The sequence below is a fragment of the Agrobacterium sp. CNPSo 2736 genome (assembly GCF_004005385.1).
Lineage (GTDB): Bacteria > Pseudomonadota > Alphaproteobacteria > Rhizobiales > Rhizobiaceae > Agrobacterium > Agrobacterium leguminum.
In genome coordinates, this window is record NZ_RZTX01000018.1 from 80,517 (window position 1) to 104,610 (window position 24,094).

Sequence of the window (24,094 nt, forward strand, 5' to 3'; positions counted from 1 at the left end):
GCCTCTCCCAACGCGACGTCATCAACTCTGTCTTTGAGCCTTGCATTGATGGTGACGAGGAGAGGTATCACCCCTTCGTCACATCATGGTTCCCCTTGGGAAAGCCCGAAGCCAGCGCGCTATACCACTTACCGCTGTTCTTCAGCGTGCGCACCTGTGTGTCGTAATCCACATGCACGAGACCGAAGCGCATGCGATAGCCCTCGGCCCATTCGAAATTATCCATCAGGCTCCAGGCGAAATAACCGCGCATCGGATAACCCTCGCGGATGAGATCGGCGACGATGCCGAGATGTTCGGCGTAATAGTCGAGCCGCGGCTGGTCATCCACCTCACCGTTTTCGATGCCCATATTATAGCAGGCGCCGTTTTCGGTGATGTAGCATTCCGGCAGGTCGTAACGCTTGTAGAGCGTCTCGACCAGCGACTGCAGCGCCGGGGCATAGACCTCCCAGCCGATATCTGTCTTCACATCGCTGACGGCCGGGGCCGGTATGGTCGCGGGGAATTCCGCGCCCGGTGTCGCATCGTCGGCAACGCGCATCGGCGTGTAATAATTCAGGCCCCACCAGTCTAGCTTCTGGCTGATGATGGCAAGGTCTTCCGCCTCCACCACCGGCATGCGGCTTCCCAGCGCTTCCATCATCTCAGCCGGATATTCGCCCTTGAAGACCGGATCGAAAAACGCGCCGTTGTGGAACTGGAAGGCCCGTTCGGCGGCCTTGAGATCGGCCTCGCTATCGGAAGCCGGGATGACGGAATGGGCGTTCAGCACCAGCCCCACCGGCACCTTCGGCGCGACATGGCGGGAGGCTTCCACGCCGAAACCATGGGCGAGATTGATGTGATGCATGGCGGCAAGGGCTGCCTCCATATTGCGCTCGCCCGGCGCATGAATGCCATAAAGATGGCTGAGCCACACCGCGCACCAGGGTTCGTTGAAGGTCGCCACCGCATCCAGCCGGTCGCCCAAACGGGCCATCACGGTCTTGGCGTATCGCTGGAAGGCGTGCGCGGTGGAGCGCGAGGCCCAGCCGCCGTCGCCCATCAGCGTCAGCGGCAAATCCCAATGGTAAAGCGTCGCATAGGTCTTGATGCCGCGCGCCTTGCAGCCATCGACGAGGCGGTCGTAGAAATCCAGCCCCTTCTCGTTGATCGGACCGAAACCATCCGGAATGATGCGCGGCCAGGCGATGGAGAACCGATAGGCCTCGACACCCATGTCCTTGATGAGATCGAGATCCTGCTCCCAGCGATTATAATGATCGCAGGCAATATCGCCATTGTGACGCTCGAAGACGTGGCCCGGCATGTTGCAGAAGGCGTCCCAGATGGAGGGCTTGCGGCCATCTGCCTTCGTGGAGCCTTCGATCTGGAAGGAGGCGGTCGCGACACCGAACAGGAAATCGCCGGGGAAACGGGCGGCTAGCGTTTTGGGATCGGTCATCTACGAGGCCCTTCTCTGTCCATCGAGCGTGAAAAGATCAGCAGCGGTTTAGACCATGTCGGCCGGCAGGTACAGTCGTGGGCGGCAGGAATCTACAACGTTTCAGGATGCGCAGTTAACAAGTCCAAAGCGCTTTGCATGCGGGCGTGCCGCCGCAGCGGTTTGCCGGCGGCGCAAGGCATCGACCCGGCGAATGCGGGTGGGAGATGGGAGGTGGTGGAAGTCGTTGCATTCACCGGGCCGCATCATCAGGGCCGCCTGGGCAGCCCATCGGTCACAGCCTTTTCACGGCACCTATCGGATCGGTCCTTCCCGCCTCTGGCCCGGCGGAATGCCTTTCCGAAACACGGTCTGCCAGAACCATGCTTGTCGATGCCGGCCTCCGGTTCGCGAAAGACGCCGCGCGTATCGCCCTTCCGTTCCGGTTGCGGGAGGAATGATGCGGCCAAATGGGGAGATGGGGATGGCAGGGGAAGGATTTTTTCGGAAGTGGCTGAAAAGGAAGGAGTGGCGGTGTGGAATTGTCCTCGCCTTTGGGAAGAGATGGCGAGCAGGCTCCTCATCCGGCCCTTCGGGCCACCTTCTCCCCGGCCGGGGAGAAGAAATGTGCAGTGACCGCAGCATCTTCTCAGGAGAGGTCGCTTTGGGCAAAGAGCACCCCGCTTGTTCTTCTCCCCGCCGGGGAGAAGTGCCGGAGCGTAGCGAGGCGATGAGGGGGCGACGTTGCCATCGCCCCCTCCATCGCGTCAAACGTAACGATTGACCACGTTTTCGAGATATTCCTGACGGCCGGACTTCGGCTCGGGATTGATATCCTCGCGCTCCACCAGGGCGGCAATCTCTTCCAGCTTCAGTTCGCCGCGCAGCATCTTCTGGGCTTCAGCCGAATCCCACCTGGCGTAACGCTCCGCAAGCGGCTTCGAAAGCGCACCGTCCTCGATCATCTTCGCCGCCGCCTTCAGGCCGCGGGCGCAGCAATCCATGCCGCCGATATGGCCGATCAGCAGGTCCTGCGGATCGAGCGACTGACGACGCAGCTTGGAATCGAAGTTGGTGCCGCCGTTCTTGAAACCGCCACCGGCCAGAACATGGTAATAAGCCAGCGCCATTTCCGGCACGTTGTTGGGGAACTGGTCGGTATCCCAGCCGGACTGGTAGTCGTTGCGGTTCATGTCGATGGAGCCGAAAATGCCGAAGGCATTGGCCATGGCCAGTTCGTGCTCGAAGGAATGGCCGGCGAGAATGGCATGGCCCTGCTCGATATTGACCTTCACTTCCTTTTCCAGACCGTTCTTCTGCAGGAAGGCGTAAACGGTGGCGACGTCGTAGTCATACTGGTGCTTGGTCGGCTCCTGCGGCTTCGGCTCGATCAGGATCGTGCCTTCGAAACCGATCTTGTATTTATACTCCACCACCAGATTGAGGAAGCGGCCGAGCTGGTCGAGTTCACGCGACAGATCGGTGTTGAGCAGGGTCTCGTAACCTTCACGGCCGCCCCAGAGAACATAGTTGGCGCCGCCGAGCTTCTTGGTGGCGTCCATGCAGGTCTTCACCGTTGCAGCGGAGAAAGCGAAAACATCCGGGTCCGGATTGGTCGCCGCACCCGACATGAAACGGCGGTTGGAGAAGAGGTTCGCCGTGCCCCAAAGGAGCTTCACGCCGGTATCGGCCTGCTTTTGGGCAAAATAATCAACGATCTCGTTGAGGTTCTTCGTATTCTCCGCGAAGTTCCGGCCCTCCGGGCGCACATCGGCGTCGTGGAAGCAGTAGAACGGCGAACCGAGCAGCGAGAAGAATTCGAAAGCCACATCCGCCTTCAGTTTCGCCGCCTGCATCGTATCTTCGAACCATGGGCGCAGGAAGGTCTGGCCGCCGAAGGGGTCGCCGCCCGGCCAGGTGAAGGTGTGCCAATAGGCCACCGCGAAGCGCAGGTGATCTTCCATGCGCTTGCCGGCGACGATTTCGTCGGGGTTGTAATGACGGAAGGCCAGCGGGTTGGTGCTGTCGGGGCCTTCATATTTGATCTTGGCGATATCGCCGAAGAAACCTGTGCTCATGGTGATCCTCCTCTTGGGGTGGGTTTAGATGGTGTGCGGTATAGGTTGGAGGGTGTGGCTCACCCCCCTCTGCCCTGCCGGGCATCTCCCCCTCAAGGGGGGAGATCGACAAGCGGCTACATCTCGTCCTCATGCGAGGCTGAGCATGGAGCGATAGATAGCGTCCTGCTGATCTCCCCCCTTGAGGGGGAGATGCCCGGCAGGGCAGAGGGGGGTGAAGCCGCACACGCCGTGTCTCAATGCGAAAGCGCCCGAATAGCCGGATAAAGCGCATGATAGCGCCGGTAAGCCTCCTCATAGGCGCCGGCCAGCGCCGCCACCGGCTCGATGGTCCGCGCCGTTTCCGGCTGCGAGCAGACCGCCACCGGATCGGCCCCGGTCGCGGCGATGAGGCCGAGGCGGGCCGCACCGAAGGCGGCGCCGAAATCGCCCTCGGCTGGAATATCGACGGGCACGCCGAGCGAGGTGGCGATGGAGGCCAGCCAATAGGCCGAGCGCGAACCGCCGCCGATGGCCGTGACGCGGGAGATGGACGTGCCAGCCGACTTCAGCGCTTCCAGATTGTCCCTGATCGCGAAAGTCACGCCTTCCAGCACCGCCTGAGTCAGCGCCTTGCGGTCGCTTTCATGCGAAAGGCCGATGAAGGAGCCGCGAATGGCGGCGTCGTTGTGCGGGGTGCGCTCGCCAGAAAGATAGGGCGCGAAGGTCACCCCGGTCGGTGCAAGCAGCGTCTCGCCCAGCTCGCCGGTCAGATCAGCGGCGGATTGGCCGGTGAGGCGCGAATACCAGTTCAGCGCATCGGTGGCGGAGAGGATGACGCCCATCTGGTGCCAGGTATTGGGCAGCGCATGGCAGAAGGCGTGCACGGCGCTTTCCGGCTTCGGCAGGTAAGATGCATTGGCGGCAAAAAGCACGCCGGATGTGCCAAGCGACACGAAGGCATGGCCTTGCCTCACCGTGCCCATGCCGCAGGCGGAAGCGGCATTGTCGCCCGCGCCGCCGGCAACGACGGTGCGGCCGGAAATGCCCCATTCGGAGCCAAGTTCGGCGCGCAGCACGCCCGCCTCATCCGTGCCTTCCACCAGCGAGGGCATGTGTTTTTCATCCAGCCCGGTGGCGGCGAGAAGTTCGGAAGACCATTTGCGCGCGCCGGTATCGAGCCAGGAGGTGCCGGCGGAATCCGACATTTCGGAGATGTATTCGCCCGTCAGCCACAGACGCAGATAATCCTTCGGCAGCAGCACCTTGGCCACTTTCGCGAAGATTTCAGGTTCGTTCTTCGCCACCCAGGCAAGTTTCGGCGCCGTGAAACCGGGGAAAACGATATTGCCGGTGATCTTGCGGAAACGCGGATCGGCATCCAGCGCGGCGGCCTCGGCATAAGAGCGCGTGTCGTTCCACAGGATGCAGGGGCGCAGCACCTTGCCGGCCGCATCGATCAGCGTTGCGCCGTGCATCTGGCCGGAAAGGCCGATGCCCTTGACGGCGGCAAGCTCCTTCGGAAACTTCTGCTTCAGGCCGGCAACGGCGGTTTTCGTCGCGGCAATCCAGTCGGCCGGGTCCTGTTCGGACCAGCCGTGATGCGGGCGCGAAACCTCCAGCGAGCCGTTGGCTGAGCCGATGATTTTCTGATCGCCGTCCATCAGCAGGGCTTTGACGCCGGATGTGCCAAGATCGAGACCGAGATACATGTATTTCTCCATTCCGGCGCGCCATGCGCCGCTTTCAGCGGTTTTAGGTGTCACCGCATTTCCGGACGGAAAACCGGCGGCCACTTTTCCTGGAAATGCTCTCATCAGGGAAGATTGTCCCTGAGGAATATGTCGATACGGATACGTTCCTGCGCGGCGATGACGGGCAGACCGTCGGCCCGCGCCTTCAAAACGCGGATGGCGCTGCGCACCTCATGGCCGGCATCCTGGTTGAGTACGGCATCCAGCAGCCCTTCCCGCAGCGCATTGGCGGTGTTTTCCGTCAGCTCATGGGCGATGACCGAAAGCGCTCTTTCGTCCTCTGCCGCGCCAAGCGCCCGGATGAGGCCGCGATTGCCCGCGCCGAGGCTGTAGATGCCGGAGAGCGCGGCATTGCCGAGCGCCTTGCGCACCAGCGTCTCGACGGTCAGCGGATCGTCCCTGCCCTCCAGCACCGGCAGCAGCCGCAATTGCGGAAATTCGGATTCGATGACGGCGCGAAATCCTTCCAGACGTTCGCGATGGTCGCGCACCAGCATGGAGCCGGCGACAACCGCGACATCGCCGCCGCGCCCGGAGAGAAAACGTCCCATCAGGCTCGCCGCCGTGCGCCCGGCCGCGACGTTGTCCACACCGGCATAATGATCCCGCCGCGAACCGGAAAGATCGGACACCAGCGTCACCGTGGCGATGCCGTCTTCGGCCAGCCGGTCGGCGGCTTCGGCCACATCTTCGGAATCGGTGGCGACGAAGGCGACGCCCGAGGGCTTTTCCCGCCGCGCGACTTCCAGAGCCTCCGTCAGCGCCGTGGCATTGAACGGCGGCACCTCGATAACGCGGATCGCCGTGCGCTCCAGATGCGCCCGTGCCGCTGCGGCCCGCACTTCGGCGCGCAATGTTGCCATGAAGGAATTGTCATTGCCCGGCAGGATGAAGACCAGCGAATAATTGCGGCCCTTGGCCAGATTGGCGGCCGCGATATCGCGCACGTAACCAAGCTCGGCAATGGCCGCCTCCACCCGTGCCCGCGTTGCCGCATGCACGCCGGGGCGCATGTTCAGCACCCGGTCGATGGTGGCGAGACTGACGCCCGCCCGCTCGGCGATATCGTGAACTGTCGGCTTCATGGCTCCTCCCTCCCCTTGCATATCCAGCTTTGCAGTCGAGGTAAACTGAAAAATGATGTACGTACCTCATATTTCACGGAAAGGCGGTATCGGGTTGGCGGCTCTTCGCGAAACGGTGCCGCGCGTTTCTTCTCCCCGACGGGGAGAAGGTGGCCCGAAGGGTCGGATGAGGGGGCAACCCAGCGATAGACCGAGAGCGCGCGCCCTCATCCCGCTGCCGCGACCTTCTCCCCGGCGGGGAGAAGAAATATGCCGCCCTCGCTCGCTCCGTATTCAAAACAAAAAAGGGGCCGTCATTTCCGACGGCCCCAGCTCTGCGGTGGATGGGAGGGGATTCTTGTTAGTGCGCCGCGTCTGGCGGCGGCGCTGCCTTGGGTTTCTGGATCAGTACGGTCATGAAGATCAGGCTCGAGAACAACAGCGTCAGCGCGAAGAACACATCCGCGAAGGCCAATATCCATGCCTGCTGCGAGACCATGCCGACCAGTTTCTTGACGGCGACGGACGCGCCGTCCAGCCCGTAGGAATCGTAGTTGGCGCCGACGCTGTTCAGCCATTCCAGCGCCTGCGGGTTGGAATAGCTCACATGTTCGGCCAGCCGTACATAATGGTCGTCCGTGCGCTGCGACAGCATGGTGTTGATGATGGCAAGGCCGACCGCGCCGCCGAGGTTACGGGTGAGGTTGAACAGGCCGGACGCATTGCGGATGCGGGCCGGCGGCAGGGTGCCGAGCGCGATGTTGTTGATCGGCACCATGCACATCATCAGGCCGAAACCGCGCAGGATCTGCGGGATCAGCAGCTCGTAGAAATCCCAGTCGGTCGTCACATGCGTCATGATCCATGTGCCGCAGCCGAAGCTGATGAAGCCGATGGCCATCATCGCCCGCGGATCGAGCTTGGTGGAGACCTTGCCGGCAATCGGCGCGGTGAAGAACATGGCTAGACCGGAGACGAACATGGTCTCGCCGATCATCAGCGCATCGTAACCGCGCACCCGTCCGAGATAGAGCGGGTAAAGATAGGTCAGCCCGTAAAGCCCGATGCCCATGACGAAGGAAAACAGCGAGCCGATGGAGAAGTTGCGGTCGGCGAAGGCGCGGATATCGACGACCGGGAATTCCACCTTGAAGGCGCGCCAGAAGAACACGACCGCGCCGATGACCATGGCGACCGTTCCCATGACGATATGCTCGTCGTTGAACCAGTCCTTGTTGTTGCCCTCTTCCAGCACATATTCCAGCGAGCCGAGGAAGACGGCCATGGAGATCAGCCCCCACCAGTCGAACTTCTTCCAGAGCGACTTTTCCGGCTTGTCGAAATCGATCAGGCTCCAGGTGAGGATGGTGACGATGATGCCGGGGATGATGTTGACGAGGAACAGCCAGTGCCAGGAAAAGGCATTGGAGAGATAACCGCCGACCGTCGGGCCGATGGTGGGCGCAAGCGTGGCGACGAGACCGATGATCGGCGAGACGACCGAACGCTTCGAGGGCGGGAAGATCGTGAAGGCGGCGGCGAAAACGGAGGGGATCATGCCGCCGCCGATAAAGCCCTGGATCGCGCGGTAGACGATCATCTGGTCGATATTGGTGGCTGTGGCGCAGAGCGCGCTCGATATGGTGAAACCGGCCGCGCAGGTGGCGAAGAGCACGCGCGTGGAGAGAATGCGCGCCAGCGTGCCCGACAGCGGGATCATGATGACTTCGGCGATCAGATAGGACGTCTGCACCCAGGCGATCTCATCGGAACCCGCGCCGAGACCCGCCTGGATTTCCGCGAGCGACGCGGAGACGATCTGAATGTCGAGGATGGACATGAACATGCCGAAGACCATCGCGAAGAACGCGATGAGCCTGCGCCTGTCCATCGGGGGATCGGCGGGGATGGACGCCCCGCCCGTACCGACAACCGTAGCCGCCATGATCTTGACCTCAACGGCGCATCAGCGATGCGCCTTACTTGGCTTCCGGGTTAACTTGCGCGGTTTTCGTGGTTTCCGGCGCCGTGCGGGTATCGACATCGACAACGACGCTGAGGCCGGCGCGCAGATTGTGCCTGGCGAGGTCTTCCTTCGAGAAGACAATGCGCACCGGCACGCGCTGGATGACCTTGGTGAAGTTGCCGGTCGCATTTTCCGGCGGCAGCATGGAGAAGACCGAGCCCGAGCCGGGCGAAATCGACTGCACCGTGCCCTCGATCGTCGCATCGTCAAAGGCGTCGACATGCACGCGCACCTTCGAACCGGGCACGACGCGGGCAAGCTGCGTTTCCTTGAAATTGGCGTCGATATAAAGCTCGTTCATCGGCACCAGCGAAGCCAGACGCTTGCCCACCGAAACCAGATCGCCGTTCTGAACCGCCAGATTGCCGATGACGCCGTCATAGGGCGCCTTCAGAACCGTGAAGGAGAGATCGCGGGCGGCCTTGTCGCGGGAAAGCTGCAGCGAACGGATCGTGCTTTCGGCTTCCTCGCGCTGGGCGCGCAGGAGTTCCACATTGGCCTTGGCCGAGGAGATGGCGGCATCGCCGGCCACGACATTCGCCCTGGCCTGATCGAGCGCGACCTGCGCATTGTCGGAAGCGGCAACCGTGCCGACATCCTTCGCCTGCAGCTCGCTGGCGCGCTTCTGGGTAATTTCGGCACCGCGAAGGGCAGCATCCAGCGCGCCCTTCTGGGCGACAGCCTGTTCCAGCGAAGCTTCGCCGCCGACGATCTGCGCATCGATGCGCTTCAGCGACAGTTCTTCGGTGCGGATCTGGGCTTCGGCCTGATCGAGCGCGATGCGATAATCGCCATCGTCCAGCGTCACCAGCGGATCGCCCGCCTTGACTTCCTGGTTCTCGACCACGTTCACCTTGGCGACATAGCCCGAAACCTTCGGTGCGATGACGGCGATATCGCCTTCTATATAGGCGTCGTCCGTCGAGACCATGAAGCGGCCGTCGACCCACCAGTTGTAACCGTACCAGCCGGCGCCGGCGAGAAGGGCAACGGCGATGACCGGCAGAAGCTTCGAACGCTTCTTCTGCTTCGGCGCCGCGATGGTCTGGGGCTGCTGCGGCGGCGCGGCCTCAGCCGGCTTTGCCGGAGAGGTCTCGGCCTTGGCGGAGATATCCGCCTCTTCCGCATCGTTGACGGCGCGAACCGCGCTATTCTTCTGGGCCGACATGGGAGCTTACCGTGATAAATTGAAGAAAGTTTTTCGAACTGAACCGTTCGGTTCGATTGACATAATCTCTTTCCTGACACATATCAAGTGTTATCGAACCGATTGGTTCGACGTTCGGTTAATTTTTTTTACGCCATTGCGATGCTAAGAGGCGGGTAGCGATGGCAGGTGAAGACAGGGATATGGAGACGGAAACGGAAACGGGCTGTCCGGGCAATGCCGCCGGGCGTTTTGCGGCGGGTGAAGACCCGGCCAAACGCGAGCAGATTCTGGCGGGCGCCTGGCGTGTGTTCAAGCGCAAGGGTTTCGATGCGGCCAGCATGAACGACATCACGCGTGAAGCGGGCGTTTCCAAGGGCACGATCTATGTCTATTTCTCCAACAAGGAGGATCTGTTCGCGGCGCTGGTCGACCAGCACCGGCAGGAATTCGCCACCTCCATGCGCAATATTCTGGCCGGCACCGAAGAGGTGCGCGACGGGCTGAAACAATTCGGCAAGGCCTTCGCCAACAAGATGATCTGCTCGGACATGGTCCCGGCCATGCGCTCGGTCATCGGCGTCATCGACCGCATGCCGAAGCTGGCGCAGCGCTTCTTCATCGCCGCACCCAACAATGTCCGCACCGTGCTTCAGGATTTCATCGAGCACCATGTCGCGCTCGGCCATCTGAAGGTCGATGACGTGGAACTGGCCGCCCGGCAATATATCGAGCTTTCCACCGGCACCTTCTTCAAGCTGCGCCTGTTCGGAGAGATCGAAGGCCCGGTTCCGGAAGAAGAACTGGACCGGGTGATCGCCAGCGCCATCAAGGTATTCATGGCCGCCTACGGAACCGACAAGGCCTGAGATCATTTAGAGTTTTTTCGCTTTTCTCCGAATCGCGAAAACACTCCAGCTCTTTGTTTCGGAGCATTCCCGGACGGAAAACCGGGGGCCACTTTTCCTGGAAATGCACTCGCAACGGCGTGAACGCCAATACGCGGTCTGCGCGAAATTTCGATGAAATCTTGCGCCCTGGAGCCATCAACTCCTTGTTTCTCGCGTATTGCGCTATAAATTCCACCCACCGAATGTTTCGGCTGGCCTTGTTGCTGAAAGGAAAACCTACCTGATGGAGTCCATTCTCCCTCTTCTATCTGACCCCGCCGCCTGGGTGGCGCTCGTCACGCTGATCGTCATGGAGGTCGTGCTCGGCATCGACAACCTGATCTTCATCTCCATCCTCACCAACAAGCTGCCGCCCGAACAGCGCGAAAAAGCCCGCAAGATCGGTATAGGCCTTGCGCTCATCATGCGTCTCGGCCTGCTCGGCACCGTCGCGTGGATCGTGCAGCTCACCACGCCGGTCTTCGAACTCTTCGGCCACGCCTTCTCCTGGAAGGACATGATCCTTATAGCCGGCGGTCTCTTCCTGATGTGGAAGGCCACCAAGGAAATCCATCACAATGTCGACCCGGAAGACCACAAGGAAGACATGGTGGGCGGCCCTGTCGGCATGAATTTCGGTGCCGCCATCGGCCAGATCCTGCTGCTCGACCTCGTCTTCTCGGTGGACAGCATCATCACCGCCGTCGGCATGACGCCGCATCTGCCGATCATGATCGTCGCGGTCATCGTGGCCGTCACCGTCATGCTGCTGGCCGCAACGCCGCTCGCCAACTTCATCGAGCGCAACCCCACCATCGTCATGCTGGCGCTCGCCTTCCTGATGATGATCGGCACGACGCTGATCGCCGAAGGCATGGGCTTCCATGTTCCGAAGGGCTACGTCTATGCCGCCATGGCGTTCTCGGCGCTGGTGGAACTGCTCAACATGCTGGCCCGCAATGCGAGGCGTCGGAAGAAGGCGAGTGCGGAAGAGGCGCATTGACCGCACTTCCTTCCGTCGTGCCGGACTTGATCCGGCATCCAGTCAGCCCAAGTCCTTGGGCTGAAAAAACTCTTCTCGCCGCGCAGACGCGCGGCGGCTGGATACCGGATCAAGTCCGGTATGACGGAAATAATTTCACCTCTTGCCAAAACAATGACCTTTGCGCATGCTTTTCTCATGCGCCAAGGTTACGTTTATATTCTTGCATCCAAAAGAAACGGTACGCTCTATACTGGCGTAACAAGCGACCTTTCTCACCGTTTATATGAACATCAGAACAACCTGACGCCCGGATTCACAACCCGTTATGGCGTTAAGACGCTTGTGTGGTTTGAAACATACGATCTCGTTACGGACGCAATTGCGAGAGAAAAGACGATAAAAAACTGGCCGCGGGCATGGAAGATCAAGTTGATTGAAGATCTCAATCCAGCCTGGGACGACATTGCCCATTTTCTTCTCTGACGATGCCTGCGCTCCGTCATGCCGGACTTGATCCGGCATCCAGCCAGCCCAAGTCCTTGGGCTGAAAAACTCTTCTCGTCACGTGAGGGCTGCGGCGGCTGGATACCGGCTCACGGCCGGCATGACGAAGAGACAGGAATGAGATCCCCAGCCCGGAACCGCTTCACCCCGGCTTGCGTTCTTCGATATCCTCATCGATAGAGTCATTCCCGCCGTCTCTCCTTCGAAAGCATAAGCCAGCATGACGACAGACCAGATCCTCGCCTTCACCGTCATCGCCGGCATGATGGTCGCGTTCATCTGGGACAGGCTGCGTTACGATGTCGTCGCCTGCAGTGCGCTGCTCGTGGCCGTCGCGCTCGGCGTCGTGCCTTTCGAAAAAGCTTTTTCCGGTTTTTCGGACGATATCGTCATCATCGTCGGCAGCGCGCTGGTGGTCAGTTCGGCGGTGGCGCGGTCGGGCATCGTCGATATGACGATCAAGAAATATTTTCCCGAAATGCACTCCAAGAGCCTGCAGCTTGCCTTCCTGATGATCGTCGTCGCCGTCATGTCGGCCTTCATCAAGAATATCGGCGCGCTCGCCATCATGATGCCGGTCGCCTTCCAGTTCGCCCGCAAATCCGGCAGCCCGGTCTCCTATTATCTGATGCCCATGGCCTTCGCCGCCCTGCTGGGCGGTCTGATGACGCAGATCGGCACCTCGCCCAACATCGTCGTCTCGCGGCTGCGCGAGGAGATGACGGGACAGAGTTTTTCGATGTTCGACTTCACCCCCGTCGGCGCGGGGCTGACCGTCATCGGCATCATCTTCCTGACCTTCGGTTACCGGCTGCTGCCGGTGCGCAACCGCCAGCAGGCATCGGTGGAGGATATTCTCGACCAGTCCGCCTATACCGCCGAAGCCACCCTGCCCGCCGACAGCACCCATGCGGAGAAGCCGCTGCGCGAATTACTGAAACAGGCCGACGGCGATGTGATCGCCAGCACCATCCTCCGCGGACCGCGGCGCATCTCCCCCTTCCCCGACGTGACGCTGAAGGCGGGTGACACGATTCTCCTCGAAGGCAGTCCGGAGGGGCTGGACCGCATCGTCTCGCAGGCGAAGCTTCTGCTTTCCGGCAAGCCGCTGATGGAAAATGGCCAAAAAACCGCCGATCTCATTTCCATGGAAGCGGTCATCAGCAATGAATCGGTGCTGAGCGGCATTTCCGCGCGTGAGCTTTCGCTCTCCTATACGCGCGGCGTCAATCTGATCGCGGTGAGCCGGCGCGGCCAGCGCGTCAGCCAGCGGCTCTCCGAGCTGACATTGCAGGCGGGCGACGTCATTCTTTTGCAGGGCAGCCGCAAGAACCTGCCGCAGGTGCTGCAGGAATTTTCACTCTTGCCGCTGGCGCAGCGGGAAATCCTGCTGGGCGTGCAGCGCCGCGCGCTTTTGCCCGTCATCGTGCTCGCCGCCGCCATGATCGCCGCCGGCAGCGGGCTGGTGCCGGTCTCCGTCGCCTTTTTCACCGCCGCCTTCATGATGATCGTCGTCGGCGCCATCCCGCTCACCGAAGTCTATAAATCCATCGACGGGCCGATCCTCGTCATGCTCGCCGCCCTCATTCCCGTCAGCGACTCGCTCCGCACCAGCGGGGCAAGCGAACTGATCGCCGCATGGCTCGGCCAAGCCGCGCAGGGATTGCCGCCCTTTGCGGCGCTCGGCATGATCCTGCTCACCGCGATGGCAGTGACGCCCTTTCTCAACAATGCCGCCACCGTGCTGGTCATGGCCCCCATCGCCGCCGGCTTCGCCACCACGCTCGGTTTCCGGCCGGAGGCATTCCTGATGGCGGTGGCGATCGGCGCGGGCTGCGATTTCCTCACCCCCATCGGCCACCAGTGCAACACGCTGGTCATGGGCCCCGGCGGTTATCGCTTCAGCGACTATCCGCGCCTCGGCCTGCCGCTGTCGATCATGATCGTCATCGCCAGCATTCCCATGCTGCTTTACGTCTGGCCAGTGAGCTAGGACTCTCAGCTAGGACGCCGAACCAGCGCGGGCTTCGTATTTCCTTGACGCCTGCGGCAGAATATGGCCTAAGCCGAAGCCGAACGGGAATGTGCAAAAGGCGCTTTCATTGCGTCTTCCAACATGATTTCCTGCCGCATCCAAACGAAAACATCGTGACAGAAGGGTGAAACCGCCCCGATGTCACTGCCACGTCACGACGAGTGAATTTCATGACCACTTCCGGCGTTCGCGTCCGCATCGCACCTTCCCCCACCGGCGAGCCGCATGTCGGCACCGCCTATATCGCGCTGTTCAACTATCTCTTCGCCAAGAAACACGGTGGCGAGTTCATCTTGCGCATCGAGGATACCGACGCCACCCGCTCGACCCTCGAATATGAGCAGAAGGTGCTGGAAGCCCTGCGCTGGACCGGCCTCACGTGGTCGGAAGGCCCGGATGTCGGCGGCCCTTACGGTCCCTATCGCCAGTCCGAGCGCAAGGCCATGTACTGGCCCTATGCCGAAGAGCTTCTGGAAAAAGGCCATGCCTTCCGCTGTTTCTGCACGCCCGAGCGGCTGGAAGAAATGCGCGAAGCCCAGCGCGCCGCCGGCAAGCCGCCGAAATATGATGGCCACTGCCTTAACCTCAAGGCCGAGGAAGTCACCGCCCGCGTCGCCGCCGGCGAGCCCAACGTCGTGCGCATGAAAATCCCGACCGAAGGTTCGTGCGATTTCCATGACGGCGTTTATGGCGATGTCTCGATCCCCTGGGATTCGGTCGACATGCAGGTGCTGATCAAGGCCGACGGCATGCCGACCTATCACATGGCCAACGTCATCGACGACCATCTGATGAAGATCACCCATGTGGCGCGCGGCGAAGAGTGGCTGGCATCCGTGCCCAAGCACATTCTGCTTTACCGTTATTTCGGCTGGGACCAGCCGGTGTTCATGCATCTCTCGCTGATGCGCAACGCCGACAAGTCGAAGCTTTCCAAGCGCAAGAACCCGACCTCGATCTCCTATTATTCCGCGCTGGGTTACCTGCCGGAAGCGCTGATGAACTTCCTTGGCCTGTTCTTCATCCAGATCGCCGAAGGCGAAGAACTTCTGACCATGGAAGAACTGGCGGCGAAGTTCGATCCGGAAGCGCTGTCCAAGGCCGGCGCCATCTTCGACATCCAGAAGCTGGACTGGCTGAACGGCCGCTGGCTGCGCGAAAAGCTTTCGCCGGAGGAGTTCATTGCCCGCACGCTGGAATGGGCGATGGAAAATGCCCGCCTGACCGAAGGGCTGAAGCTTGCCCAGAGCCGCATTTCGAGACTCGGCGAGTTGCCGAACCTTGCCGGCTTCCTGCTGGCAAGCGATGTCGGCCTGACGCCGGCCTCCTTTGCCGGGCTGAAGAGCAAACCGGAGGAAATCCACGAGATCCTCACCACGGTTGCCGCCGACCTCGAGAAGATGCCGGACTGGAACGTGGAAGCGATCGAGGCCGAGCTGCGCGATGTTGCCGAACGCACCGGCAAGAAGCTGCGCGTCGTGACGCCGCCGCTCTTCGTGGCCATGTCCGGTTCCTCGCGCTCGCTGCCGCTGTTTGACTCGATGGCGCTGCTTGGCCGCTCCGTGGTGCGCCAGCGGCTGAAGATGGCGATTGCCGTTGTGGCCACGATGGTGGGCAGCGGAAGCTGATGATGACGTGCTGGCGGTGACGCCGGCATCCTAGAATACGCCCTCTGCTTGGGGCTTACCCCCCTCTGCCCTGCCGGGCATCTCCCCCTCAAGGGGGGAGATCGACAAGCGGCTGACACCTTGCCCATGGAACGGGTGGGCGCGGCATCTGATCTCCCCCCTTGAGGGGGAGGTGTCCGGCAGGACAGAGGGGGGTAAGCCCGGAGCGCACAGGGTAACCGCAACGAACAAGGCCGCTGAAGGCGAATACGATGAACGACAAGACGACCGAAACCACCGCCCTCTCCTCCGACGCGACAGAAGTGCGCCGCCAGAAACTTGCGCTGCTGCGCGAACAGATCGGCGATGTCTATCCGGCGCATTTCCACCGCACGCTGACCAATGCGGAGCTCGCGGAAAAATATGCCGATATCGAAGCCGACGTCGAAACCGGCGATACGGTGACGGTGGCCGGCCGCGTTTATTCCTCGCGCAATTCCGGCATGTTCATGGATATTCATGACGCCTCGGGCAAGGTGCAGATCTTCTCCCACAAGGATACGACACCGGAAGCGGCGCGTAACCTTTTGCCGATGATCGATATCGGCGACATCATCGGCGTGACCGGCAAGGTACGCCGTACCAAGCGCGGCGAGCTGACGATCAACGCCGAAGAAATCACCATGCTGACGAAGTCGCTGCTGCCGATGCCGGAAAAGTGGCACGGCGTCTCCGACATCGAGCTGCGTTACCGCAAGCGCCACCTCGATATCCTCTCCAACGAGGAATCCAAGCTACGCTTCCTGCAGCGCTCGAAGATTCTTTCCGGCATCCGCCGCTTCATGGAGGCCGAAGGCTTCCTCGAGGTGGAAACGCCAATGCTGCAGACCATCTATGGCGGCGCGACGGCCGATCCGTTCAAGACCTTCCACAACACGCTGAAGATGGACATGTATCTGCGCATCGCGCCGGAACTGTTCCTGAAGCGCACGCTGGTTTCGGGCCTGACCGACAAGGTCTTCGAAATCAACCGCAACTTCCGCAACGAAGGCGTCTCCACGCGGCACAATCCTGAATTCACCATGATGGAGTGCTACTGGGCCTATGCCGACTACGAAGACATCATGGGTCTCGTGGAACGGCTGTTCGAGACGCTGGCGATTGCCCTGCACGGCACGACCGAAGTTGAATTCCAGGGCCAGACGATCTCCTTCAAGGGTCCGTTCAAGCGCGTGCCGATGCCCGACGCGGTGAAGGAAGCCACCGGTATCGATTTCCTTGGCCTCAAGACCGACGAAGAAGCCCGCGCCGCCGCCAAGGCCGCCGGTTTTGCCGTCGAGAAGGACTGGACCTGGGGCGAATGCCTTGCCTTCATCTTCGAAGAGAAGGTGGAAGGCACGCTTATCCAGCCGAGCCACGTCACGCATTTCCCGAAGGACATCTCGCCCTTCGCCAAGGAAGTGCCTGGCGAACCGCGCCTCGTCGAGCGTTTCGAAAGCTATTGCAACGCCTGGGAAGTGGGCAACGCTTTCTCCGAACTCAACGATCCGGAAGAACAGCGCCGCCGCATGGTGGAGCAGCTGGAACAGGCGCACGCCCGCGGCGAAAAAGACAAGCAGCTGGATGACGAGTTCCTCGACGCCATCGACCAGGGCATGCCGCCCGCCGGCGGCCTCGGCATCGGCGTCGACCGCCTGATCATGCTTCTGACCAATGCCCCGTCGATCCGCGACGTCATCCTCTTCCCGGCCCGCCGTAACAAGGCGGACTGATCGGACGAAACCCGGGGGCGGCCTCGCGGCCGCCTTCCGCGCCCCGATTCTCTCGCCAGTGGCGAAGGGGCGCATTTTCTTGACGTCGGCGAGTGTGGCGAGGTTTCGCCCCGTTCGTCTGTCGGTTTTCCTCTCCATACATAGACGCTCGCAAGTAATTATCCGGCTTTCAGTGAACGGATCGCGTCAGTTTATTTAACTTTCAGTAGAATATACTGGCGATATCGCCTCAACTTGTGATACCCATTCCCCATCATTCGCATTGTGTTTGACGGCTTTCGATCAAGGGCCGCCGGGGGAGATACGCATGCCCGAGAATGAGCTTCCCAGATACCAGCCCGATATGTTCGCCGCACCTGAAAAGGAATGCGACGTGGTGATGAAAGGCGGCATCACCTCCGGTGTCGTTTATCCCTATGCGGTTCTGGAACTGGCGCGCCGGTATCGCTTCCGCTCGATAGGCGGCACATCGGCCGGGGCGATTGCCGCCGCCTTTGCGGCGGCAGCGGAATATTCCCGCACGGTCAGAAACGATCCGGATGGTTTCACCCGCCTGCAGGCTCATTGCGATACGATACCCACCATTCTGGACAGGCTTTTCCAGCCGCAGCGCCGTTTTCGCCCGCTGATGCGTTACCTGCTGTGGGCGCAGGCCGGCGGCTGGCCGGGCAAGGTTTTGGGCCTGCTTCTGGCTTTTCCGCTGGCAGCCATAGCCGGCATTGTCATCGGCACCGGCGCCCTGTGGGTTCTGGGCGGCGGTTGGGCCGGGTCGGTTCTCGGCGGGTTGGTGGGGATGCTGGCCGGCATCCTCGGCCAGATCCTGTGGCTGGTTTTCTACCGGTTGCCAAGGGACGGCTTCGGTTTCTGCTCGGGACTGACGGTTTCCGATGCCGAGGTTCCGGGCCTGACGGAATGGCTTCATGCATCGATCCAGGACATCGCTTTCGGCAGCGACGCCGCAACCGCGCCACCGCTGACCTTCGGCGATCTCATCGGTGCGGAGCCGGAGAAGCCGGTCATCAACCTGAAGATGGTCACGACGAACCTGTCGATGCGGCGGCCGCACACGCTTCCGACCACCAGTCTCATGGTGGCTTACGACCCGACGGAATGGAGCCAGCTCTTTCCCGCGGCCGTGATGAACTGGCTGAAGCAGATCGCAACACCGGGCGGCCCCTTTCCCGAACTCAAGGCTTTTCCGGAGCCCGCCCAGTTGCCGGTCATCATCGCAACGCGCATGAGCCTGAGCTTTCCGGTGCTGTTCAAGGCCATTCCGGCCTATACCAACGATCGCGGCACGCTGGATATCGTGCAGCGTCTCGGTGGCAAAGCGCGGCCCGTCATGAAGGCGAAAATCTGGTTCTCCGATGGCGGCATCAGCAGCAACTTCCCCATTCATCTTTTCGATGCCCTGCTTCCGTCGCGTCCCACTTTCGCGCTTAGCCTCGATGAATTGCCGAAATCCATCGCAAGTAGCGGCAAGCGCGTCACGATCCCGCAGGCGGCGGGCGAAGGGATCGGCGTGCCCGTTCACAAGATGGAAAAAATGAGCGGCTTTCTCGGCAGCATCCTCAGCTCGGCGAAGGACTGGCAGGATCAGTCGCTCGCCACCATGCCGGGCCAGAGAGAACGCATCGCCCGCGTTTTCCTCAACGAGGAGGAAGGCGGGCTGAACCTCACCATGCCGCCGGAACGCTCTGCGAAGCTGATGAGCTACGGCCTCGAGGTCGGATCGCTCTTCGCCAATGGCGCGCTGGATTTCGACGAGCATCGCTGGCGACGGACGCTCGTTGCCTATGATCGGCTGGAAGACACGGTGTTTGCGACCGAGCGCCTGTGGAACGAAGGCAAATATCAAGACTGGCTGACGGGCTATATCGACAAGATCGAGAGCTACGAAGCGGTGACAAAGGGTGATCGGGAAAAGCTGATCGCCCGCATTGCCGCCTTTGCCGCCCTGTCGCAGAGTTTCTCTCCGGCAATCGTCAACAAACGGAAGAAATTTCCAAATCCGGCTGGCCGCCTGCGGATCGGGCCGGATATCTGACACGTCAGATGCGAGCCCCGGAAGGATTCGGGGAGAGAAACCGCCCTCACCCGCTTAGTGGCTCGCGGCCTTTTTCTCCGCACCGGGTTCTTCCGCCGGCGCATTTTCGGCCGCCGGCTTTTCTTCCGCCGCCTGTGCGGTCGTCGAGCCTTTGCCGAAGATCAGCGATTTCAGATAAGACAGGCTGAAGATGCTGCCGCCATCGACTTCCGGCGTCGAGGTCAGAAGTTCGTCGGCAGCCGGTTCGCCATGCGCTTCGGGAGACGGGGTTTCGCCATGGGCAGCCCCGCCTTCGTTGGCTTCCGCCGGCGCGCCGCCGTGGCCACCCGCGCCGTCATCTTTGGTTTCGCCGTGTCCCGTCGCACTTTTCGCGGGTTTTGCTTCATGGCCTTCAGAACCGGCATCCAGAGCCGGGGTGGCGCAATCGGCCGAATCGTTGAGGCTTGCCGCCAGCGCCTCGGCATCTTCCAGCGGCAGATCGATGCGCAGGCCGTAAAACTGGCCGCTGGCATTGGCGGCGCCATCATAATAAAAGGCCGAATAACGATGGGCATCCGCGCCTTCGGGAATTTTTGCCGGATCGGGAATGAAAACCACCTGTGCGGCAATCGCACGGCCACGCATTTCCGAGCGCAACTGCGGACCGTTTTTATCGAGCACGGAGACCTGAACCAGATCGGGTTTCTGCTTGTCGTAGACCGCCCTTGCCACACGAAGCGCAGTCTTCAGCCGCTCTGTGCCGTCACCGCCCTGGGTGCGAATGAATTTGCGGACCCATAAGGAACCGTTCTTGCGGATATTGACCGTCTGGACCGCGTCGCAGGAAAGCCCGTTGGTGGAGGCATAGGATGGGCCGAGCAGCCGCTCGCTGCCGATAAACACGGCAGCAGAGCCGGTCGCACCCGCCAAAAGCAGGATCCCGCCTCCAATCATAACGAGCTTGCGCGAAAACCGCATTCGTCCGAATACAGCTTTCACCCGCAACATCCTGACATCAAGTACCCCGCCTCTCGCCCTCACCCCAAAACGTGGCTCGAAGGATGAGGAACACACGCGGGACAAGCTTCGGACCACGCTGTCCGAGCCTTGCGATAGTGCCGCTTTCTCATTGAAAAAAGTTTAATCCCGCCGGCGCAACACCGGCAAAAACGCGCCATTTTCGGACATTTGCAAAACGCACTAATTTGCGAATGATTTGCAATAGCGTTGACAAGCGTGATTTTATAACAGATGGTATTGCGAATTAATCGCAACAAAATCTGGTGAGCCCCGTGAACTTCCATAAAATCCGCCACGCCATTTTCGCTTTTTCGCTTTTTCTTCCCGGCGCTGCCCTTGCTCAGGAAAAGCCGACCGTCGTGACGACCTTCACCATCATCGCCGACATGGCGCGCAATGTGGCGGGCGATGCGGCCGAAGTGGAAAGCATTACCAAGCCGGGAGCTGAAATTCACAACTACCAGCCGACGCCGCGCGATATTCTTAAAGCCCGCAAGGCCGATCTCGTGCTTCGCAATGGCCTCAATCTGGAATTGTGGTTCGAAAAGTTCCTGGCCAACCTCTCCGGCGTGCCGAGCGTGACGGTGAGCGAAGGCGTGGAACCCATGGCGATCAGCGGCGGCGCCTATCAGGGCAAACCCAATCCGCACGCCTGGATGTCGCCCGATAACGCCTTGATCTACGTGGAAAATATCCGCAAGGGCCTGACCGATATCGACCCCGCCCATGCCGATGTCTATGCCGCCAATGCCAAGGCCTATTCGGACAAGATCAGAGCCACCGTGCAGCCGATCCGCGACACGCTTTCCGTTCTGCCTGAAAACAAGCGCTGGTTGGTAACGAGCGAAGGTGCGTTTTCTTATCTCGCCCGCGATTTCGGCCTGAAGGAACTGTTCCTGTGGCCGGTCAATGCCGACAGCCAGGGCACGCCGCAGCAGGTGCGTGGCGTGATCGACGCCATGCGCGAGCACAATATCCAGGTCATCTTCAGCGAAAGCACGGTTTCCGCCGATCCCGCCCAGCAGGTGGCCAAGGAAACCGGCGCGGCCTATGGTGGCATCCTCTATGTGGACTCGCTGAGCGAGGCGGACGGCCCGGTTCCGACCTATCTGGACCTTTTGCGCGTGACCAGCGAAACCATCGCCAAGGGGCTGTCTTCATGAGAATGGGCAGTAAAAAATCAGGCGGCGGCCTGACGGTTCAAAATGCGACAGTGACCTATCGAAACGGCCACACCGCATTAAGAAATGCCAGCTTTTCCATCCCCCGCGGAACGATCACTGCACTTGTCGGCGTCAATGGCGCCGGCAAGTCCACGATTTTCAAGGCGATCATGGGTTTCGTGCCGCTGGCGGCCGGTTCCGTCTCCATTTTCGACCTGCCGGTGAAGGAAGCGCTCCGGAAAAACCTCGTCGCTTATGTGCCGCAGGCCGAGGAGGTGGACTGGAGCTTTCCGGTGCTGGTGGAGGATGTGGTGATGATGGGCCGCTACGGCCACATGAATTTCCTGCGCATTCCCTCGAAACGCGACCATCACATGGTCGAAGAGGCGCTGAAACGTGTCAATATGCTGGACTATCGCAAGCGCCAGATCGGCGAACTCTCCGGCGGGCAGAAGAAGCGGGTGTTTCTGGCCCGCGCGCTGGCGCAGGAGGGTCAGGTCATCCTGCTGGACGAGCCTTTCACCGGTGTCGACGTAACGACGGAAGAGCAGATAGTCGCACTTTTGAAGGCGCTGCGCGACGAGGGACGCGTCATGCTGGTCTCCACCCATAATCTCGGCAGCGTGCCGGAATTCTGTGACCGCGCCGTCTTCGTCAAGGGCACGGTGCTGGCATCGGGCAAGACGGCGGATACCTTCAACGAGGAGAACCTGCAAAAAGCCTTCGGCGGCAGCCTGCGCCACTTCGTGCTTGGCGGGGCAGACCTGCATAACGACGCCGATCCGCGCCGGGTGAAGGTCATTACCGATGACGAGCGGCCTTTCGTGATCTACGGCAAGAATGGCCAGAACGGGCGCGATCCTGAGGCTCCGAAAGAAAAAGTCGATGATAAACAGCCTTCTTGAGCCCTTCACTTATGGTTACATGCTGAACGCCATCTGGGTCAGCGCACTGGTGGGCGGCGTCTGCGGCTTTCTCTCGGCCTATCTGATGCTGAAGGGCTGGTCGCTGATCGGCGATGCGCTTTCCCACGCCATCGTTCCCGGTGTGGCCGGCGCCTATATGCTGGGCCTGCCCTTTTCGCTCGGTGCATTCCTTTCCGGCGGGCTTGCGGCCGGTTCCATGCTGTTCCTGAACCAGAAGACGCGGCTGAAGGAAGACGCGATCATCGGGCTGATCTTCACCTCGTTTTTCGGGCTTGGCCTGTTCATGGTGTCGCTCTCGCCCACCTCGGTCAATATCCAGACCATCGTGCTCGGCAATATTCTGGCGATCACCGCCGAAGACACCATCCAGCTGGCGCTGATCGGCGGTATCAGCCTGCTGGTACTGGCGCTGAAATGGCGCGACTTCATGGTGGTGTTCTTCGATGAAAACCACGCCCGCACCGTGGGGCTGAAGCCGGAAGTGCTGAAAGTGATCTTCTTCACCCTGCTTGCCGCTTCCACGGTTGCCGCCCTTCAGACTGTAGGGGCCTTCCTTGTCGTCGCCATGGTGGTGACGCCCGGCGCCACCGCCTATCTGCTGACCGACCGTTTCGAGCGGCTGATCCTGATGAGCCTCATCATCGGCGCGGCCACCAGCTTCGTCGGCGCTTATCTCAGCTATTTCCTCGATGGCGCGACCGGCGGCGTCATCGTCGTGCTGCAAACGGCGATCTTCCTTGCCGCCTTCGTATTTGCGCCCAAGCATGGGCTTCTCGCATCCCGGGCCAAGGCCCGCAAGGCGCTGGGGGAAACGCCATGAGCGAATATCTCGAACTCGCCATCCTGCCGTTTCAGCTGCCCTTTATGCAATATGCCTTCGTGATCACGCTGATGATCGCGGTGCCGATGGCGATGCTCTCCTGTCTTCTGGTGTTGAAGGGCTGGTCGCTGATGGGGGATGCGGTTTCGCACGCCGTGCTGCCCGGTGTGGTGCTGGCCTATATCGTCAACATCCCGCTTTCGATCGGCGCTTTCATCGCCGGCATGATCTGCGCGCTCGGCACCGGCTTCATCAAGGAAAACAGCCGCATCAAGGAAGATACGGTGCTTGGCATCGTCTTTTCCGGCATGTTCGGGCTGGGGCTGGTGCTTTATGTGAAGGTGCAGAGCGACGTGCATCTCGACCATATCCTCTTCGGCGACATGCTGGGCATTGCGCCTTCGGACATGCTGGAGACGGGCCTGATCGCGCTTTTCGCCACGCTGTTTCTCGGCATTCTGCGCAAGGATCTGCTGGTCAACGCTTTCGACGCGCAGCATGCGAAAGCCATCGGCCTGCCGGTGCGTATCCTGCATTATGGCCTGTTGATGGTTCTGTCGCTCACCGTCGTCGGGGCGCTGAAGGCAGTGGGCATCATCCTCTCGGTCGCCATGCTGGTCGCGCCGGGGGCAATCGCCTTCCTGCTGACCCGGCGTTTTTCCGCCATGCTGCTGGTGGCCATTGCGGTGGCGATAACCTCATCGCTGGCAGGCATATGGCTGAGCTTCCTCATCGACAGCGCGCCGGCTCCCACCATCGTCATGTTCATGAGCCTTGCTTTCGTCGCCACCTTCATCCGCACCATCTGGAATGCCCGCCGGATCGATGCGGCGCGTGAAACAGGCTTCTAGAGCATTTCCACGAAAAGTGGC

18 protein-coding genes are annotated in these 24,094 nt (G+C 61.1%); 11 read left to right on the forward strand and 7 right to left on the reverse strand.

The features are described from left to right. Positions 1-67: 67 nt before the first annotated feature. From EM858_RS23060 to EM858_RS23095, 6 genes are all read right to left on the reverse strand, one after another. Positions 68-1,447, reverse strand: a complete 1,380-nt coding sequence (locus tag EM858_RS23060) for a GH1 family beta-glucosidase (RefSeq protein WP_127758076.1) — start codon at positions 1,445-1,447, stop codon at positions 68-70. 746 nt (positions 1,448-2,193) lie between these two features. Further along, positions 2,194-3,504, reverse strand: coding sequence for a xylose isomerase (gene xylA / locus EM858_RS23070; protein ID WP_004433392.1), 1,311 nt, complete (start codon positions 3,502-3,504; stop codon positions 2,194-2,196). Positions 3,505-3,740: 236 nt separating this feature from the next. After that, positions 3,741-5,195, reverse strand: a complete 1,455-nt coding sequence (gene xylB / locus EM858_RS23080) for a xylulokinase (RefSeq protein WP_127758097.1) — start codon at positions 5,193-5,195, stop codon at positions 3,741-3,743. A 104-nt stretch (positions 5,196-5,299) separates the two neighbouring features. After that, complete coding sequence (locus tag EM858_RS23085) at positions 5,300-6,322, reverse strand: LacI family DNA-binding transcriptional regulator (protein WP_127758077.1); 1,023 nt, start codon at positions 6,320-6,322, stop codon at positions 5,300-5,302. A 340-nt stretch (positions 6,323-6,662) separates the two neighbouring features. Next, a complete protein-coding gene (locus EM858_RS23090; RefSeq protein ID WP_003520997.1) occupies positions 6,663-8,246 on the reverse strand; it encodes a DHA2 family efflux MFS transporter permease subunit in 1,584 nt (527 codons plus the stop codon). Between the two features lie 34 nt (positions 8,247-8,280). Then, the gene (locus EM858_RS23095) at positions 8,281-9,495 is read right to left on the reverse strand and encodes an HlyD family secretion protein (protein ID WP_127758078.1); all 1,215 of its coding nucleotides are present in this window, start codon (positions 9,493-9,495) and stop codon (positions 8,281-8,283) included. Between the two features lie 161 nt (positions 9,496-9,656). Here EM858_RS23095 and EM858_RS23100 point away from each other — a divergent pair, with 161 nt between their 5' ends. From EM858_RS23100 to EM858_RS23135, 7 genes are all read left to right on the forward strand, one after another. Further along, entirely contained in the window at positions 9,657-10,343 is a 687-nt protein-coding gene (locus EM858_RS23100; protein WP_080820634.1) for a TetR/AcrR family transcriptional regulator, read from the forward strand. A gap of 265 nt (positions 10,344-10,608) precedes the next feature. Further along, positions 10,609-11,367: a TerC family protein gene (locus tag EM858_RS23105; RefSeq protein ID WP_127758079.1), complete on the forward strand. Its 759-nt coding sequence runs from the start codon at positions 10,609-10,611 to the stop codon at positions 11,365-11,367. Positions 11,368-11,544: 177 nt separating this feature from the next. Then, complete coding sequence (locus tag EM858_RS23110; RefSeq protein ID WP_065117070.1) at positions 11,545-11,832, forward strand: GIY-YIG nuclease family protein; 288 nt, start codon at positions 11,545-11,547, stop codon at positions 11,830-11,832. A gap of 241 nt (positions 11,833-12,073) precedes the next feature. Continuing rightward, positions 12,074-13,846 (forward strand): SLC13 family permease, encoded by a 1,773-nt coding sequence (locus tag EM858_RS23115; protein ID WP_127758080.1) that lies wholly within the window; start codon positions 12,074-12,076, stop codon positions 13,844-13,846. A 212-nt stretch (positions 13,847-14,058) separates the two neighbouring features. Beyond that, complete coding sequence (gene gltX, locus EM858_RS23120) at positions 14,059-15,516, forward strand: glutamate--tRNA ligase (protein ID WP_127758081.1); 1,458 nt, start codon at positions 14,059-14,061, stop codon at positions 15,514-15,516. Positions 15,517-15,767: 251 nt separating this feature from the next. Then, entirely contained in the window at positions 15,768-17,267 is a 1,500-nt protein-coding gene (gene lysS, locus EM858_RS23130) for a lysine--tRNA ligase (protein WP_065117072.1), read from the forward strand. Positions 17,268-17,574: 307 nt separating this feature from the next. Next, positions 17,575-19,314 carry a patatin-like phospholipase family protein gene (locus EM858_RS23135; protein WP_127758082.1) on the forward strand — a complete coding sequence of 580 codons (1,740 nt, stop codon included), beginning with the start codon at positions 17,575-17,577 and terminating at the stop codon, positions 19,312-19,314. Positions 19,315-19,368: 54 nt separating this feature from the next. On the opposite strand, the gene EM858_RS23140 is transcribed toward EM858_RS23135, so the two are convergent. Continuing rightward, positions 19,369-20,271, reverse strand: a complete 903-nt coding sequence (locus EM858_RS23140; protein WP_164865538.1) for a hypothetical protein — start codon at positions 20,269-20,271, stop codon at positions 19,369-19,371. A 314-nt stretch (positions 20,272-20,585) separates the two neighbouring features. On the opposite strand from EM858_RS23140, the gene EM858_RS23145 reads away from it, so the two are divergent. Genes EM858_RS23145 through EM858_RS23160 form a run of 4 tightly spaced genes read left to right on the forward strand, consistent with a single transcriptional unit; the run spans position 20,586 to position 24,073 of the window. Continuing rightward, positions 20,586-21,476: a metal ABC transporter substrate-binding protein gene (locus EM858_RS23145; RefSeq protein WP_162520335.1), complete on the forward strand. Its 891-nt coding sequence runs from the start codon at positions 20,586-20,588 to the stop codon at positions 21,474-21,476. After that, complete coding sequence (locus tag EM858_RS23150) at positions 21,473-22,381, forward strand: manganese/iron ABC transporter ATP-binding protein (protein WP_003523118.1); 909 nt, start codon at positions 21,473-21,475, stop codon at positions 22,379-22,381. Before EM858_RS23145 ends, EM858_RS23150 begins: the two co-directional genes overlap by 4 nt. Next, positions 22,362-23,222: a metal ABC transporter permease gene (locus EM858_RS23155; protein WP_110759904.1), complete on the forward strand. Its 861-nt coding sequence runs from the start codon at positions 22,362-22,364 to the stop codon at positions 23,220-23,222. Before EM858_RS23150 ends, EM858_RS23155 begins: the two co-directional genes overlap by 20 nt. After that, complete coding sequence (locus EM858_RS23160; protein WP_127758085.1) at positions 23,219-24,073, forward strand: metal ABC transporter permease; 855 nt, start codon at positions 23,219-23,221, stop codon at positions 24,071-24,073. Before EM858_RS23155 ends, EM858_RS23160 begins: the two co-directional genes overlap by 4 nt. Positions 24,074-24,094 lie beyond the last annotated feature (21 nt).